The 15,482-nt window shown below is 65.2% G+C and carries 15 protein-coding genes; 3 read left to right on the top strand and 12 right to left on the bottom strand.

Going from position 1 to position 15,482, the window contains the following annotated elements; translation table 11 throughout:
- Window positions 1-12 precede the first annotated feature (12 nt).
- Window positions 13-1,047, bottom strand: coding sequence for a putative FMN-dependent luciferase-like monooxygenase (locus tag TSA1_RS29995; RefSeq protein WP_100179472.1), 1,035 nt, complete (start codon window positions 1,045-1,047; stop codon window positions 13-15).
- Window positions 1,048-1,197: 150 nt separating this feature from the next.
- Window positions 1,198-1,992, bottom strand: a complete 795-nt coding sequence (locus tag TSA1_RS30000) for a MetQ/NlpA family ABC transporter substrate-binding protein (RefSeq protein WP_097660420.1) — start codon at window positions 1,990-1,992, stop codon at window positions 1,198-1,200.
- Window positions 1,993-2,227: 235 nt separating this feature from the next.
- Here TSA1_RS30000 and TSA1_RS30005 point away from each other — a divergent pair, with 235 nt between their 5' ends.
- A complete protein-coding gene (locus TSA1_RS30005) occupies window positions 2,228-2,614 on the top strand; it encodes a hypothetical protein (protein ID WP_100179473.1) in 387 nt (128 codons plus the stop codon).
- A gap of 360 nt (window positions 2,615-2,974) precedes the next feature.
- Window positions 2,975-4,765 carry a peptide ABC transporter substrate-binding protein gene (locus tag TSA1_RS30010; RefSeq protein ID WP_100181416.1) on the top strand — a complete coding sequence of 597 codons (1,791 nt, stop codon included), beginning with the start codon at window positions 2,975-2,977 and terminating at the stop codon, window positions 4,763-4,765.
- Window positions 4,766-4,825: 60 nt separating this feature from the next.
- Here TSA1_RS30010 and TSA1_RS30015 read toward each other — a convergent pair whose 3' ends face one another.
- From TSA1_RS30015 to TSA1_RS30035, 5 genes are all read right to left on the bottom strand, one after another.
- A complete protein-coding gene (locus TSA1_RS30015; protein ID WP_145984393.1) occupies window positions 4,826-5,374 on the bottom strand; it encodes a hypothetical protein in 549 nt (182 codons plus the stop codon).
- A gap of 31 nt (window positions 5,375-5,405) precedes the next feature.
- The gene (locus tag TSA1_RS39065) at window positions 5,406-5,606 is read right to left on the bottom strand and encodes a hypothetical protein (protein WP_145984394.1); all 201 of its coding nucleotides are present in this window, start codon (window positions 5,604-5,606) and stop codon (window positions 5,406-5,408) included.
- A gap of 1,105 nt (window positions 5,607-6,711) precedes the next feature.
- On the bottom strand, window positions 6,712-7,719 hold the full coding sequence (locus TSA1_RS30025; protein WP_100179475.1) for an Hsp33 family molecular chaperone: 1,008 nt from the start codon (window positions 7,717-7,719) through the stop codon (window positions 6,712-6,714).
- A gap of 258 nt (window positions 7,720-7,977) precedes the next feature.
- Window positions 7,978-8,913, bottom strand: a complete 936-nt coding sequence (argF, locus tag TSA1_RS30030; RefSeq protein WP_100179476.1) for an ornithine carbamoyltransferase — start codon at window positions 8,911-8,913, stop codon at window positions 7,978-7,980.
- The gene (locus TSA1_RS30035; RefSeq protein ID WP_174719130.1) at window positions 8,913-10,121 is read right to left on the bottom strand and encodes an aspartate aminotransferase family protein; all 1,209 of its coding nucleotides are present in this window, start codon (window positions 10,119-10,121) and stop codon (window positions 8,913-8,915) included. The genes argF and TSA1_RS30035 overlap by 1 nt, the downstream gene beginning before the upstream one ends.
- Before the next feature lie 457 nt (window positions 10,122-10,578).
- Between TSA1_RS30035 and TSA1_RS30040 the strand changes: the two genes are divergently transcribed.
- On the top strand, window positions 10,579-11,091 hold the full coding sequence (locus tag TSA1_RS30040; RefSeq protein ID WP_014491301.1) for a GcrA family cell cycle regulator: 513 nt from the start codon (window positions 10,579-10,581) through the stop codon (window positions 11,089-11,091).
- Window positions 11,092-11,335: 244 nt separating this feature from the next.
- Here the strand turns inward: TSA1_RS30040 and phoB are convergent, their stop codons facing one another.
- The 5 genes from phoB to pstC are packed head-to-tail and all read right to left on the bottom strand — an operon-like array spanning window position 11,336 to window position 15,458.
- Window positions 11,336-12,043, bottom strand: a complete 708-nt coding sequence (gene phoB / locus TSA1_RS30045) for a phosphate regulon transcriptional regulator PhoB (RefSeq protein ID WP_100179478.1) — start codon at window positions 12,041-12,043, stop codon at window positions 11,336-11,338.
- A gap of 23 nt (window positions 12,044-12,066) precedes the next feature.
- Complete coding sequence (gene phoU / locus TSA1_RS30050) at window positions 12,067-12,783, bottom strand: phosphate signaling complex protein PhoU (RefSeq protein WP_100179479.1); 717 nt, start codon at window positions 12,781-12,783, stop codon at window positions 12,067-12,069.
- A gap of 11 nt (window positions 12,784-12,794) precedes the next feature.
- A complete protein-coding gene (pstB, locus tag TSA1_RS30055; RefSeq protein WP_100179480.1) occupies window positions 12,795-13,616 on the bottom strand; it encodes a phosphate ABC transporter ATP-binding protein PstB in 822 nt (273 codons plus the stop codon).
- Window positions 13,613-14,464, bottom strand: coding sequence for a phosphate ABC transporter permease PstA (gene pstA, locus TSA1_RS30060; protein WP_100179481.1), 852 nt, complete (start codon window positions 14,462-14,464; stop codon window positions 13,613-13,615). The genes pstB and pstA overlap by 4 nt, the downstream gene beginning before the upstream one ends.
- A gap of 4 nt (window positions 14,465-14,468) precedes the next feature.
- Window positions 14,469-15,458, bottom strand: a complete 990-nt coding sequence (gene pstC / locus TSA1_RS30065; RefSeq protein ID WP_174719350.1) for a phosphate ABC transporter permease subunit PstC — start codon at window positions 15,456-15,458, stop codon at window positions 14,469-14,471.
- Window positions 15,459-15,482 lie beyond the last annotated feature (24 nt).

Consider the following 15,482-nt stretch of genomic DNA (forward strand, 5'->3'; position numbering starts at 1 on the left):
CATTCATTCCGATCAGCCCGCCAGCGCCACATCGGGCCCGGTCCGGGTCCAGCCCAGCGCCGGCGCGACCTTCTCCGCGACCAGATCAATCGACCGCAGGACGTGAGGGTGCGGCGCATCGACCGAATGCACCTGGAAGACGAGATCCGTCACCCGCTCCAGCGTCGCGTCGCTGCGGAGCGAGGCGATGACGTGGTCGGCGTCGCCGACATGGGTGTCGAACGCCGTGATCATCTCCGCCAGCGTCTCGCCCGGGGGAAGATGACCACCCTTCATGAATTGCGGCAGCGCGCGGCGCAGCCCGATATCGGCGAAGCGCATCGCTTCGGCATGGTCGTCGGCGACGAAGACGCTGCGCGAGGCCATGATGCGAGGCTCGGCCCCTTTGGGCAGCGCCTCCATATAGGCATCGATCACCGGGTTCTGGATCTCGGCGAGCGTGGCGCGTGGCGCCTCCTTGGTGCGCGGCTGCGTGCGCGACAGCAACAGGCCATCGCCCGCCTTGCCGGCGCGGGCGCCGCCCGCGACCGAGAACGTCGCCTGCCAGATGCGTTTGTCCAGTTGCGGCCGTTGTGGATAGATCGTATCGCCGCCGTCAAGCGGCTTGCCGACCAGGGCGGTGCGGACGATTTCCAGATTGTGGGCAAAGATCTCGTTGCGCTGGGCGCTGTCGAGGCCGAAGGCGGCAAAGGCCGAGGGATTGCCGCCGGTGCCGACGCCGAGCTCGAAGCGGCCGTCGCAGATGAGATCGAGCACGGCGGCGTCCTCCGCCACCCGCACCGCGTTCTCCAGCGGCAGCGTGACGATGCCCGTGCCGAGGCGGATGCGCGAGGTTTGCGCTGCGACATAGCCGAGGAAAGTGAAGGGCGACGGCAGGCCGCCTTCGCGCTCGTGGAAATGGTGCTGCGCGATCCACGCGGAATCGAGCCCCGCTTTCTCGGCGCGGACGATCTGCTCGGCCGCGAAGCGATAGCGGTCCGCCGGCGGCGCCTCGTCCAGCAGCCGCGTGAAGAATCCCAGGCGTTTCAGGTTTGCAAAGCGTTTCATACGACCCCTGTCGGGCAAGGATGGCCAGGCGCCCGATGATGTCGGGTCGTGCGGCTCCAGACAAGCGGGCATTGCGCAGGGCTCATACGCGACTCTCACGCGCAAGCCTGCCCGCCAGGATCGTCCCTGCGCTGCAGCTGGGCAGGTTGCCTACCAGCTCGGCAGCACCGCGCCCTTGAACTTGGTCAGGACGAACTCCTTGACCTCCGGCGTGTGGTAGCTGTCGACGAGGATCTTGACCCAGGGCTTGTCCTTGTCGGCCGTGCGCACGGCGATCAGGTTGACATAGGGGCCCTTGGGATCCTCGCGCAGGATCGGATCCTTGACCGGATCGAGGCCCGCCTGAGTTGCATAATTGGTGTTGATCGCGGCGGCGTCGACGTCGTCGAGCGCGCGCGGCGCCTGCGCCGCGTCCACCTCGATGAATTTCAGCTTCTTGGGATTCTCGGTGATGTCGAGTACGGTCGGCTTGAAACCGGTGCCGTCCTTCAGCTTGATCACGCCCTTGTCGCGCAGCAGTAGCAGCACGCGGCCGCCATTGGTCGGATCGTTGGGGATCGAGACCTTGCCGCCTTCGGGGATGTCGGCGAAGGCCTTGTGCTTCTTCGAGTAGACGCCGATCGGAAAATTCACGGTCAGCGCGACCGCCTCGATCTTGTAGCCGCGATCGGCCTTCTGGTTGTCGAGGTAAGGCTGGTTCTGGAACGAATTGGCCTGGATCTCGCCGGCGTCGAGCGCGGCGTTCGGCACCACGTAGTCGGAGAATTCGAGCAGCTGGATGTCGAGGCCGTTCTTCGCCGCGATCGGCTTCACCGCTTCCAGGATCTGCGCATGCGGCCCCGGCGTCACGCCGATCTTGATGGTCTCGGCGGAGCTTGCTGCCGACCACGCGGCGAGCACGGTGGCGAGGATCAGGGGAAAGCGAAACGACATCTTGGTCTCCATGGCACGGCACGAATGATTGGAACCGTATTCGCTTCTCCGCAAGGGGAAATCAATGAAATGGAAATCCAAATTGCGTGCCGGAAGCGGGCTGCGCTTTCTCCATCCGGCAGCAAACGCGGAACGAATTCACGGCGGCCGCGACGCCATTCGCCCAGCGTGAGGCGCATCACGGCAATGCGGCACGCGGCGCGCAAGATTTGCGGCACGACAATCGGACCTCAGGGAGACACCGACCATGACCACTCTTGCTGCTCCAAAGCTCACCGGCCGAAAATGGCTCGAATGCTTTGCACTCTATTTCGTGCTTCAGGGCGTGCCGATCTATTCCGGCGTCGCGCTGGCGATCAAGCTGATCGACGCGGCCGAATTCGTCGGCGAGCCGTTCGGCGCCGCCATTTTCGTGGCCATGATGGCGACCTTCCACGCCCTGCTGACCTCGGGGCTCGGTGCCAGATTCCCGCACTTCTTCCGGCACAGCTTTCAGCCGTTGTTCGCCGATACGACGTTGTCCTTCTCCGAGAGGGTCACGCGCTGGCTGGCGCAGCCGAACACGGCGCTGCAGCTTCTGAGTCAGGCCCTGCTGCTGTCGGCCCTGGCGATCGGCGTGCTCGGCACCAGGTAAATGCCGGCTCGGCATGGGTTCGACCGCCGATGGTGCATATGTGGCGATTTGCCGGCGGCTGCAATGAATCTCCGGCCACGGCAACATCACGAAACTTGATGCGCCTGTTGCAGCCGGGTTAGCGTTCCGGCGCGGCCTTAGAACTTCCCCAAGTTCAATCAAGTTCGCACCGGGTCGCCGCCCGGGTCTCTCGGGCGGCGATCCGGATCCTGATCGGGGTCTTGATCCTGTTCTTGGCCCGCAAGGGCTCTCTCCATCGTCATTTCGTCGCATGGGCCGGCGGTCACCCCGGCATTGCCGCATCGCGCATGATGCAACATGATGGCGGCGACGGTTTTCGTCGCGGTGGAGGGTCATCTGATGAACGAGCACGATATCCGGGGTCTGGTCGCACAGGTGAAGCAAGGCACGCTGTCGCGGCGCTCGTTCATCCAAAGGGTGGCCGCGGTCGGAATCGCCGCGCCCATCGCAAGCCAGATCCTGGTCTGGCACGACGTGGCGATGGCGGACGCCACGCTGCCCTACAAGCCGACCAAGGCCGGCGGCGGCGGCACGCTCAAGATGCTGCTGTGGCAGGCGCCCACTTTGCTCAATCCGCATTTCGCGCTCGGCACCAAGGACCAGATCGCCTCGCGCGTCTTCTTCGAGCCGCTCGCCGGGTGGGATAAGGACGGCAATCTCGTCCCCTGCCTTGCCGCCGAGGTCCCCACCAAGGCCAATGGCGGCCTCTCGGCCGACGGCATGAGCGTGATCTGGAAGCTGAAGCGGGGCGTGACATGGCATGACGGCAAGCCCTTCACCGCGGACGACGTCGTCTTCACCTGGCAGTACGCCGCAGATCTCGCCACCGCGGCCTTCACCACGGGCTCCTACAAGGACATCAAGGTCGAGAAGATCGACGACTTCGCCGTCAAGGTGATCTTCAAGGCCCCGACACCGTTCTGGGCCGACCCGTTCGTCGGCGGCCAGGTCGGCCAGATCCTGCCAAAACATCATTTCGGCGACTATGTCGGCGCCAAGTCGCGCGAAGCGCCGGCCAACCTGAAGCCGGTCGGCACCGGCCCGTACAAATTCGTCGAGTTCAAGCCCGGCGATCTGATCCGCGCCGAACGCAATCCCGACTATCACGTCAAGAACCAGCCGCATTTCGACACGCTCGAGATCAAGGGCGGCGGCGATGCGGTGTCTGCGGCACGCGCCGTGCTGCAGACCGGCGAATACGACTTCGCCTGGAACATGCAGGTGGAGGAGGAGGTCCTCAAGCGCATGGAGGCGAGCGGCAAGGGCAAGCTCGACATCACGCCCTCAGGCAATGTCGAGTTCGTCATCCTCAACACCACCGACCCCTGGACCGAGGTCGACGGCGAACGCTCCAGCCTCAAGACCAAGCACCCGACGCTGTCCGACCCCGCCGTTCGCCGCGCGATCAACCTTTTGATCGACCGCGATTCGATCCAGAAATTCATCTACGGCCGCGGCGGCATCGCCACCGCGAGCTTCGTCAACGCGCCCAAGCAGTTCAAGTCGCCCAAGCTGAAATACGAATTCAGCATCGACAAGGCCAACAAGATCCTCGACGAAGCCGGCTGGAAGAAGGGCGCGGACGGCGTCCGCGAGAAGGACGGCAAGAAGCTCAAATACGTATTCCAGACCTCGATCAACGCCCCGCGCCAGAAGACCCAGGCCATCATCAAGCAGGCCTGCGAGAAGGCCGGCATCGACATCGAGATCAAGGCGGTCACCGCCTCGGTGTTCTTCTCCTCCGACGTCGGCAACCCCGACACCTACTCCAAATTCTATGCCGACATGGAGATGTACAACACCACGCAGCCGCAGCCCGATCCGGAGCGCTTTCTGAACCAGTGCGTCTCCTGGGAGATCGCCACCAAGGACAACAAATGGCTCGGCCGCAACAATTCGCGCTATTCCGATCCCGAGGCCGACAAGGCCTACAAGGCCGCGCAGAGCGAGCTCGATCCCGCCAAGCGCGCCGCGCTGCTGATGAAGGTGGACGAGATCTTCTGCGAGGCCAACGTGTTCCTGCCGCTGCTCTCGCGCCCCATTGTCAACGCCGGCGCCAATAATCTGATGATCGACATCTCCGGCTGGGACACCATCACGTGGAATCTGGCGGCGTGGTATCGCGTCTGAGAGAGGCCCGGGGAGCGCGGCGAATGCCGGCATGACATCGTCACGCTCCGCGCAGGCGCATCAGCTGCGGGCGTCGAGCCCGCTGCTGCGGCCGGACGCGGCGGCCTGCTGCGCGGCGTAGGCGGACGCCGCGCTCGATGCCGGCGAATAATGCCCGAGCGATTCGGCGAGCTCTTCGGCGGCGTCGGTGAGCTGCTTCATGATTGCGGCGCTGTCGGTGGCCGTCTTGCCTGCGGAATGCAGGATCTCGAACGAGATCCCGTTCGGAAGATCGACATGGATCTTGTCGATCCCGACCGCATCCGGCGTCCCGTCATGGCCGGCCTGATCGGCGCTCGCTGACGGCTGCCCGGGCGTCTGCTGGTCCGCAAGCCCCCGCACGAAATCCTCGATGGACTTGAGCGCCTCGCTGTCGAAGCCGCCACCGCCGAAATGGACGATGCCGACCGACATGCCGTTCGGCAGGTCGACCTTGATCTCGTCGTAAGGCGTGCCGTCCTGCAGCATGGACGAGAAGGCCGAGCCGTCATTCTGCGCGCCATCGGCGGATTTCGATAGGCCGGCGGAGAATGGCGATCCCGCCGCGCTGCTACCGCCAATACTGTTCATGCTGCCGACACTCATACCCGAACTCCACTGTTCATTTGCGAACGCAGCTCCTGCGTGCAACGCGCATGCCAGCTCGCGGATTCATGTTCATCAAGGACTTATCGCCAATTGCGGAGAGCAGCTCCGTCACAGCGGCAAATCCATCCCGGCAGAATCTGCCGATCTGCAATGGACGAGACGTGCCGCGCAGCGCCGCAGCTTCCCGAACCTTGGGATCGGCATCGCCGCTCACTCTCGTGTCCCGGACGAGCTGCAATGCGCAAGCGTTGCGGCGCAGAGCCGAGACCCAGCGCAACATGGCACAGCGCCGACAGATGGGCCCCGGCTCTGCAGCGCATCGTCGAACCGGACGATGCTCCGCATCGCCGGGATGACGCTGCGCAGCGTCCGGGGCACGAGATCGGAGTTTGACGCGCATACTCCCCACCAGCAACACTGTCATTCCCCGCGCAGGCGAGGAATCCAGTACGCCGCGGCCTCTCGGTTCGATCACTGCGGCCTCTGGAACACTGGATCGCCCGCCCCTGTGCGCAATTGCGCACCAGGCGAGCGATGACACCGAATGTGTGATAGCTGGACACGCCCTATCGTTCTCGCGGCGCGTTTCGCCCGAGCTTTGCTTCGTCGCTCCACCCTCCAGATCCAAGAGGGCGCAGGGAAGGCCGGGTGCCGGCTGGCACCCGCGGTCTGCTGCGCGAAATGCACACGCAGGAAGAACCGCACAGCAGCATACAGGTGTCGCCGATCACTCGGCCTTCCCTGCGCGATGGCTGGACGGCTTATGCCGTGATCTCCCGGGAGCCGACCATTCCTTTTGGCCTCCCTCGCCCCGCGAATTTGGATGATGCAGTCTGCCCGGTTGGGCTCGCTCGCACCTTCGCAAGACTTGACCGTGGCAACGACGGCCAGGACCACACGGTTTTGCCGTACGCACGGCCCGCCATGTCGCCGCAGTATTTCCAGACTCCGTCGACAGAGCCGGAAACTTACGAGCGAGACGAAGCCTAGCAGCGCCGTCGTCCGCACGAAGCCTCGGGCTCACAGGGACTACCCGCCCTGCCCGCGCCTCTCGTGCCGACGCTGCCGCGTCCACCGCAACCCCGGCTCGCGAACAAGACGACCACAAGTCGCCCCTCTTGGGTGAGCCGGGATGGGCGACATATGCGCTAAAACCGAATTTCGGTAAAGCGGAATATTTTTGTGCGGATGGATTGACAGAGGCCGACACAGGCAATGATCCCGTAGCCCGGATGGAGCGGAGCGCAATCCGGGACGGTGCAAGATGCCGTGAGAGCCGCCCCGGATTACGCTTGCGCTCCATCCGGGCTACAACCAGCCTACGCGTCTTCCACGCCCGCCTCGTGCGGCGTGAACTGATACACCGACGAGCAGAACTCGCAGGTCACCACGACCTTGTCGTCCTTGACCATGGCGGCGCGATCATCCGGCGAGAAGCTCTTGAGCATCGAGGCGACGGCGTCGCGCGAGCAGGAGCATTGCGCCTTCAAGGACAGCGGATTGAACACGCGCACGCCGCGCTCGTGGAACAGGCGGAACAGCAGCCTCTCGCCGGAGAGCTCGGGATCGATCAGCTCGACGTCCTCGACGGTCTCGATCAGCGAGCGCGCCTCGACCCAGGCGTCGTCCTCGGCAACGCTGTGCACTTCGGCGCCTTCAGGTGCGTCGCCGGGATGAAGATCGGCCTGCCGCGCGCGCTCCGGCGCCTTGGGCAGAAACTGCATCAGCATGCCGCCGGCGCGCCAGCGGTGCTTGCCGCCGTCATGACTGCGCCACTCCTCGCCGACCGCCAGACGCACCTTGGTCGGGATCTGCTCGGAGCGCAGGAAATATTCGTGGGCGGCGTCTTCCAGGCTGCCGCCGTCGAGCGCGACCAGGCCCTGGTAACGGCTCATGTCGGGGCCCTGGTCGATGGTCATGGCGAGATGGCCGCGGCCGAGCAGCGTGCCGGAATCCCTGGTATCGCCGAGGCGCGCGGCATCGAAGCGCGCATAGGCGCGCAGGCGATCCGGCGCCTGGTAGTCCACCACCAGGAACGACACCGGACCGTCGGTCTGGGCCTGCAGGATGAAGCGCCCCTCGAATTTCAGCGCCGAGCCGAGCAGCGTCGTCAGCACGATGGCCTCGCCGAGCAGCTTGCCGACCGGCGCCGGGTAATCGTGCTTGGTCAGGATGTCGTCGAGCGCAGGGCCGAGGCGCACCAGGCGGCCGCGCACGTCGAGCGCGTCGACCTCGTAGGGCAGCACGGCATCGTCGATCGGAACCGCGGATGGCGCACGAACCGGGCCTTCGGGGCCGGCTTTCATGTCAGGGGATTGGGAAATCATGGGGCGTTATCTGGGGTCGGAGAGTGGAAAATGGAAGGGGCGCGGGGCAACCTCAAACTCGGTGTCGTCCCGGGGCGCGCGATAGCGCGAACCCGGGATCCATAACCACAGGATGACTTTATTGCGCGCGATGACAACTCCGGGTCATCGCCAAATGACGTCCTGTGGTTATGGATCCCGGATCTGCGCGCCGCTGTGCGGCGCTTGTCCGGGATGACGGCGGAGAATGGGGCCAGCGACACAGCCCCATCACCGAAATCACTTCACCGCGTCAAAGCACCAGGCCAGAATGCCCTTCTGCGCGTGCAGGCGGTTTTCGGCCTCGTCGAACACGACCGATTGCGGGCCGTCGATCACCTCGTCGGTGACCTCCTCGCCGCGATGGGCGGGCAGGCAGTGCATGAACAACGCGTCGGGCTTGGCCAGCGACATCAGCTTGCCGTTGACCTGGTAGGGCTTGAGCACGTTGTGGCGATGCTCGCCCTCCTTGTCGCCCATCGACACCCAGGTGTCGGTGACGACGCAATCGGCGCCGCGCACGGCGGCTTCCGGATCGGTGCCGAGCACGATCGGCGCGCCCGTCGCCTTGACCCAGTCGCGCATCGCCTTCTTCGGCGCCAGCTCCGGCGGGGTGGCGACGTTGAGCTGGAATTTGAAGCGCTCGGCGGCATGCGCCCAGGACGCCAGGACGTTGTTGTCGTCGCCGGTCCAGGCCACCGTCTTGCCCTCGATGGGACCGCGATGCTCCTCGAAGGTCATGAGGTCGGCCATCACCTGGCAGGGATGCGAGCGCCGCGTCAGGCCGTTGATGACGGGCACGGTGGCGTTGGCCGCAAGCTCCAGCAGCGCATCGTGATTGAGGATGCGGATCATGATGGCGTCGACATAGCGCGACAGCACGCGCGCGGTGTCGGCGATGGTCTCGCCGCGGCCGAGCTGCATCTCGGCGCCGGTGAGCATGATCGCCTCGCCGCCGAGCTGGCGCATGCCGACGTCGAACGAGACCCGGGTCCGCGTCGAGGGACGCTCGAAGATCATCGCCAGCGTCTTGCCTTCGAGCGGCCGCACCGGCTGATGCGCCTTCTGCTTCGCCTTCATCGCGGAGGAGGCGGCGAGCATGCGCTTGAGCTCCGACAACGGCAGCTCATTGATGTCGAGGAAGTGCTTCGGCGTCTTGGCGGGGGACTTGCTCATCAGCTTGCCGCCCGCTTGGTCTGACTGGACGAGATCGCGGCGCAGGCGCGCTCGAGCCTGATGACGCTGTCCTCGATCTCGGCTTCGGTGACGATCAAAGGCGGCAGGAAACGCACCACATTGTCGCCGGCGCCGACCGTGAGCAGTTTTTCGTTGCGCAGGGCCGCGACGAGATCGCCCGAGGGCACCACGGCCTTGATCCCGATCAGGAGGCCCTCGCCGCGCACCTCGCTGACGATGTCGGGATGACGGTCGATCACGGAGGCGAGCTTCTGCTTGAGCAGCAGCGACATCTTCTGCACGTGGTCGAAGAAGCCGGGCTTGAGCATGACGTCGAGCACGGCATTGGCCGCGGAGATCGCGAGCGGATTACCGCCGAAGGTCGAACCGTGCGAGCCGGGGCCCATGCCCTCGGCGGCGTCGGCGGTGGCGAGGATGGCGCCGATCGGGAAACCGCCGCCGAGCGCCTTCGCCAGCGACATGACATCGGGCACGACGCCGGTACGCTTGTAGGCGAAGAGCTCGCCGGTGCGGCCCATGCCGGTCTGCACCTCGTCGAAGGCGAGCAAAATGTCGTGCTCATTGCAAAGCTCGCGCAGCGCCTTGAGGAAGGCGGGAGGCGCAGAACGAACGCCGCCCTCGCCCTGGATCGGCTCGATCAGGATACCCGCGGTGTGCGGACCGATCGCCTTCTTCACGGCCTCGATGTCGCCATGCGGCACCTGGTCGAAACCATCCATCGGCGGACCGAACCCTTCGAGATATTTTGCAGAGCCGGTCGCAGCGAGCGTCGCCAGCGTACGGCCATGGAAGGCGCCTTCGAAGGTGATGATGCGATAGCGCTCCGGATCACCCTTGGAGAAGTGATGATGGCGGACCAGCTTGATCACGCCTTCCAGCGCCTCGGCGCCGGAATTGCAGAAGAAGACGAAGTCCGCAAAGCTCTCGTTGCACAGGCGCGCGGCGAGCTTCTCGCCGTCCGGGCTCTGGAACAGGTTCGACATGTGCCAGAGCTTGGTCGCCTGCTCCTGCAACGCCTTGACCAGCGCGGGATGGGCGTGGCCGAGCGCATTTACCGCGACGCCCGAGGTGAAATCGAGATAGCGATCGCCGTTGGTCGCGATCAGCCAGCAGCCTTCGCCGCGCTCGAAACCGAGGTTGGCCCTGGCGAAAACAGGGAGCAAATGCGGGGCTGCGCTGTTGGTCATGACGGTCACTTGAATGTTGCGGACGGTGCGATGCGCGCATTGCGCAACGCACCAGACCGGCCCGGAAAACGAAACGTGCCGCCTTTTAAGGGCGGCACGTGACACCATCTTATGCCCCGTGAAACCGGTGTCAATGGCAGCCGGAAAGCCTCAGGAAACGCTGATTCCGTAGTCTTGCGGTGGCGATTTTGCGGGTTTTTCGCCACGGAACATGTGGACGCGACTCGGCAGACTCTTGCGCGCGAGTCACGGCATATTGTAGCGTTTGGACTGTCAGATACGACATCTCGTGCAGCGGTTCTGATCCCAAGAGTCCTCATGTACCGGCGTAAACGTTCGGGCGTCAGTTGAGCGCCCGGCGAGCCTTAAGGGATTCCGGCGGCACGGGTTTTTCGAAGCTTAGGCATTCGCCGCAAGGGCGCCAGGACGGCAGCCGCGTGGCGAGGGAAAGGGTGCAATGACGGTTTTGACCTGGTCCGATGATCGCGTCGAGCAGCTCAAGAAGCTCTGGGAGGCCGGATTATCGGCCAGCCAGATCGCAGCTGAACTCGGCAATGTGACCCGCAATGCCGTGATCGGCAAAGTGCACAGGCTCGGTCTGTCCGGCCGCGCCAAGAGCCCTTCGTCGGCAGCGCCGCGGCCGCGCAAGGCGCGTCCCGCGCAGCACATGATGCGGGTCACCCGCCCGATCGCACGCGGCAACACTGCGCTGGCGCAGGCCTTCGAGGTCGAGGTCGAGGCCGAGCCCGTCACCTACGACAACGTGGTGCCGATGAGCCAGCGGCTGTCGCTGCTCGAACTGAACGAGGCGACCTGCCACTGGCCGGTCGGCGATCCCTCGAGCCCGGATTTCTTCTTCTGCGGCGGCAAGGCGCTCTCCGGCCTTCCCTACTGCGCCCAGCATTCGCGCGTGGCGTATCAGCCGGCGGCGGATCGCCGGCGTGCGCCGGCCAAGCCGGGCCCGCGCTGAGTTTGCGGAATTAGCTGACTGCAAGGACGGCAGCCGTCGTGCGATGACGGCTCAACACATCCGATGTCGTCCCCGCGAACGCGGGGATCCATAACCACAGGGCGCAATTGTTGCGCGAGATGGTCACTCCGGGTCTTCGCCAAACCCCACCCTGTGGTTATGGATCCCGGGCTCGCGCTACGCGCGCCCCGGGATGACAGCTGAGCATGTGGCTGCAGCTCGCCAGACCAACCGTTCGCAACCCTCAGGTCGTCTCCGCCTTCGCGAAGCGATCGTCGAGGGCGTAGCCGGCGCCGCGGACGGTTCGGATCGGGTCCTGCTCGCGGCCGAGATTGAGCAGCTTGCGCAGGCGGCCGATATGGACGTCGACGGTGCGCTCGTCGATGTAGATGTCACGGCCCCAGACGCTGTCGAGCAGCTGCTCGCGCGAGAACACGCGGCCGGGATGTTCCAGGAAGAACTCCAGCAGCCGATATTCGGTCGGGCCGAGATCGATCGGGCGGCCCGAGCGCGCCACGCGGCGCTTGTCGCGGTCGAGCTCGATGTCGCCATAGGCCAGCACAGTCGCCAGCCGCTCGGGACTGGCGCGCCGCAGCAGTCCCTTCACGCGCGCCAGGAGCTCCGGCACCGAGAACGGCTTGACGATGTAGTCGTCGGCGCCGGTGGCAAGACCCCGCACCCGCTCGCTCTCCTCGCCGCGCGCGGTGAGCATGATGATCGGCAGCTGCTTGGTCTCGGGACGGGTGCGCAGCCGCCGGCACAGCTCGATGCCGGAGAGGCCCGGCAGCATCCAGTCGAGCACGATCAGGTCGGGGATGTGTTCCTTGAGGCGGGTGTCGGCGTCGTCGCCGCGCATGACCGTCTCGACGTCATAGCCGTCGCCTTCGAGGTTGTAGCGGAGAAGCTCGGTGAGAGCTTCCTCGTCCTCAACCACCATAATGCGTGCGCCCATGGTGTCGTCGCTCCTTAAAGTCTTCAGGTATTCGGGATCGTCGTGGCGAAGGTGGTCATGTCGCCCTTCGGCCGCTTGTCGGTGATCGCCTGGCCCTCGATCATGTAGAACACGGTCTCGGCGATGTTGGTGGCGTGGTCGCCGATCCGCTCGATGTTCTTGGCGCAGAACATCAGATGGATGCAGAACGAGATGTTGCGCGGATCCTCCATCATGTAGGTGAGGAGCTCGCGGAACAGCGAGGTGCAGATCGCGTCGACCTCCTCGTCGCCCTTCCACACCGCCATCGCCGCCGGCAGATCGTGCGCGGCATAGGCGTCCAGCACGCTCTTGACCTGCTGCTGCACGAGGTCGGTCATGTGCTCGAGGCCGCGGAACAGTTTCAGCGGATGGAAGTCGGTCTCGAGCGCGGCGACGCGCTTGCCCATGTTCTTGGCGAGGTCGCCGATGCGCTCGAGATCGGTCGCAACGCGCATGGCGCCGACGATCTCGCGCAGATCGACCGCCATCGGCTGGCGTCGTGCGATGGTGAGCACGGCGCGTTCCTCGATGCGCTTCTGCAACGCGTCGAGATCGGCGTCGATGGTCACGACGCGCTGACCGAGCGCGACGTCGCGGCGGATCAACGCGTCGACGGAATCGACGATCATGCGCTCGGCGATGCCGCCCATCTCCGCGACCAGGCGGGTGAGTTCCTGGAGGTCGGTGTCGAAGGCCTTTGCGGTATGTTCGGTACCCATATTGCGTCTCCTCAGCCGAACCGGCCGGTGATGTAGTCCTGCGTGCGCCGGTCGGTCGGCGACGTGAAGATCTTGCTGGTGTCGTCGAACTCGATCAGCTCGCCCAGATACATGAAGGCGGTCTTGTCGGAGACGCGCGCCGCCTGCTGCATGTTGTGGGTGACGATCGCGATCGTGTAGTTCTCGGACAGCTCCTGGATCAGCTCCTCGACCTTGGCGGTCGAGATCGGGTCGAGCGCCGAGCAGGGCTCGTCGAACAGGATCACCTCGGGCCGCACCGCGACGGTGCGGGCGATGCACAGGCGCTGCTGCTGGCCGCCGGAGAGCGACAGGCCGGAGGCGTTGAGCTTGTCCTTGACCTCGTTCCACAGCGCGCCGCCGCGCAGCGCCTTCTCGACGCGGTCGTCCATCTCGGACTTGGAGATCTTCTCGTAGAGGCGGATGCCGAAGGCGATGTTCTCGTAGATCGTCATCGGGAACGGCGTCGGCTTCTGGAACACCATGCCGACCCGGGCGCGCAGCAGATTGAGGTCGAGCTTGGGGTCGAGGATGTTGGTCTGATCGAGCATCAGCTGGCCGGTGGCGCGCTGGCCCGGATAGAGGTCGTACATCCGGTTGAAGATGCGCAGCAGGGTCGACTTGCCGCAGCCGGACGGGCCGATGAACGCCGTGACGCGGTTGGCGCCCAGCGTCAGGTTGATGTTCTTCAGCGCGTGGTGCTCGCCGTAATAGAAGTTGAGGTTGCGCACCGTCACCTTGGCGGGCGCCTCGGGCAGCACCGGCGCCTGCGGAAGGCCACCGGAGGCGCTCATCGATACGGAAAGTTCACTCATTTTGCGGTCCTCTCGGCGCCAAGGATGCGCGCGCCAATGTTCAGGGCAAGCACGGTCAGGGTGATGAGCAGTGCGCCGCTCCACGCCAGCTGCTTCCAGTAGGCGTAGGGGCTCTGCACGAAGTTGTTGATGGTGACGGGCAGGTTGGCCATCGTCTTGTTCAGGCCGAGGCTGAAGAACTGGTTCGACAGCGCGGTGAAGAGCAGCGGCGCGGTCTCGCCCGCGACGCGTGCGGTGGCGAGCAGCACGCCGGTGATGAGGCCCGACCGGGCCGCACGATAGGCGATGCGCTTGATCACCAGAGAGCGCGGCAGGCCCAGCGCCGAGGCCGCCTCACGCAGCGGATTCGGCACCAGCAGCAGCATGTCCTCGGTGGTGCGCAGCACGACCGGGATCACGATGACGGCGAGCGCGAGCGCGCCCGCGATCGCGGAGAAGCCACGCATCGGCACCACCACCGCGCCGTAGATGAACAGGCCGATGATGATCGAGGGCGCCGAGAGCAGGATGTCGTTGATGAAGCGGATCACCGAGGTCAGGCGATCGTTGCGGCCGTATTCGGCAAGGTAGGTGCCGGCGAACAGGCCGAGCGGCGCGCCGATGCCGACGCCGATCAACGTCATGATGATCGAGCCGACGATCGCGTTGCGCAGGCCGCCTTCGGTCGAGCCCGGAGGCGGCGTGTCCGCGACGAAGATCTCGAGATTGAGGCCGGCCAGGCCGTTGTAGAGCAGCGTGACCAGGATCAGCGCGAGCCAGGTGACGCCGAAGGCGGCCGCGGCGAAGCAGAGCCCGCGGATGACGATGTCCACGCGGCGACGACGCGAATAGATCGGATTGAGCGCCATGACCTTACTTCCCCGCCTTCTTGTCCAGCCGCATCAGCATCAGCCGCGCGGCGGCCAGCACGAAGAACGTCAGCACGAACAGGAGCAAGCCGAGCAGGATCAGGCCGGACTGGTGCAGGCCGTCGCTCTCGGCGAACTCGGATGCGATCGCCGCCGAGATCGTGGTGCCCGGCGCGAAGATCGATGAGGAGATGCGGAACGAGTTGCCGATGATGAAGGTCACCGCCATGGTCTCGCCGAGCGCGCGGCCCAGCGCCAGCATGACGCCGCCGATGATGCCGACGCGGGTGTAGGGGATCACCACGCTGCGGACGACTTCCCAGGTGGTGCAGCCGACGCCGTAAGCGGCCTCCTTCAACACCGGCGGCACCGTCTTGAACACGTCGACCGAGATCGAGGTGATGAAGGGCAGCACCATGATGGCGAGGATCAGCGCGGCGTTGAACGTGCTGAGATAGGACGGGGGACCTGCGAAGATCGCGCCCAGCACCGGGACGCCGTCGAAGATCCTGATCATAAGGGGCTGGAAGGTGTTGGCCAGGAACGGGCCCAGCACGAAGAAGCCCCACATGCCGTAGATGATCGAGGGAATGCCGGCGAGCAGCTCGATCGCCATGCCGATCGGGCGGCGCAGCCATTGCGGGCAGAGCTCGGTGAGGAAGATCGCAATGCCGAGACCGACGGGAATCGCGATCAGCATCGCGATGAAGGAGGTGACGAGCGTGCCGTACATCGGCCCGAGCGCGCCGAGCACGGGCGGATCGGCCGACGGCGCCCAGCGCTGCGTCCACAGGAAGGAGAAGCCGTATGCTTTCATCGCCGGGAACGCGCCGACGATCAGCGAGATGATGATGCCGCCGAGGATCAGCAACACCGAGATCGCGGACAACCGCGTGATCCAGTAGAAGGTGACGTCGCCGAGCTTGAACGCGCCCAAGGCCTTGGCGCGGTCATACGGTCCGGCATCGTCGATTACATCGCTCTGAACGGCCATCTCTGCCACGCCGATCCCCTGTAC

This window comes from Bradyrhizobium nitroreducens (assembly GCF_002776695.1).
In the GTDB taxonomy this organism is placed as follows: Bacteria; Pseudomonadota; Alphaproteobacteria; order Rhizobiales; family Xanthobacteraceae; genus Bradyrhizobium; species Bradyrhizobium nitroreducens.

Bases quoted from the DNA above. Each gene is read 5' to 3' on its own strand.
- TSA1_RS30000 (WP_097660420.1), bottom strand. From the start codon at position 1,992: ATGGAGACCAAGATGTCGTTTCGCTTTCCCCTGATCCTCGCCACCGTG.
- TSA1_RS30015 (WP_145984393.1), bottom strand. From the start codon at position 5,374: ATGAACAGTATTGGCGGTAGCAGCGCGGCGGGATCGCCATTCTCCGCC.
- pstC (WP_174719350.1), bottom strand. From the start codon at position 15,458: ATGGCCGTTCAGAGCGATGTAATCGACGATGCCGGACCGTATGACCGC.
- TSA1_RS30040 (WP_014491301.1), top strand. From the start codon at position 10,579: ATGACGGTTTTGACCTGGTCCGATGATCGCGTCGAGCAGCTCAAGAAG.
- pstB (WP_100179480.1), bottom strand. From the start codon at position 13,616: ATGAGTGAACTTTCCGTATCGATGAGCGCCTCCGGTGGCCTTCCGCAG.
- TSA1_RS30010 (WP_100181416.1), top strand. From the start codon at position 2,975: ATGAACGAGCACGATATCCGGGGTCTGGTCGCACAGGTGAAGCAAGGC.
- TSA1_RS30005 (WP_100179473.1), top strand. From the start codon at position 2,228: ATGACCACTCTTGCTGCTCCAAAGCTCACCGGCCGAAAATGGCTCGAA.
- TSA1_RS29995 (WP_100179472.1), bottom strand. From the start codon at position 1,047: ATGAAACGCTTTGCAAACCTGAAACGCCTGGGATTCTTCACGCGGCTG.
- TSA1_RS30025 (WP_100179475.1), bottom strand. From the start codon at position 7,719: ATGATTTCCCAATCCCCTGACATGAAAGCCGGCCCCGAAGGCCCGGTT.
- phoB (WP_100179478.1), bottom strand. From the start codon at position 12,043: ATGGGCGCACGCATTATGGTGGTTGAGGACGAGGAAGCTCTCACCGAG.
- phoU (WP_100179479.1), bottom strand. From the start codon at position 12,783: ATGGGTACCGAACATACCGCAAAGGCCTTCGACACCGACCTCCAGGAA.
- pstA (WP_100179481.1), bottom strand. From the start codon at position 14,464: ATGGCGCTCAATCCGATCTATTCGCGTCGTCGCCGCGTGGACATCGTC.
- TSA1_RS30035 (WP_174719130.1), bottom strand. From the start codon at position 10,121: ATGACCAACAGCGCAGCCCCGCATTTGCTCCCTGTTTTCGCCAGGGCC.
- argF (WP_100179476.1), bottom strand. From the start codon at position 8,913: ATGAGCAAGTCCCCCGCCAAGACGCCGAAGCACTTCCTCGACATCAAT.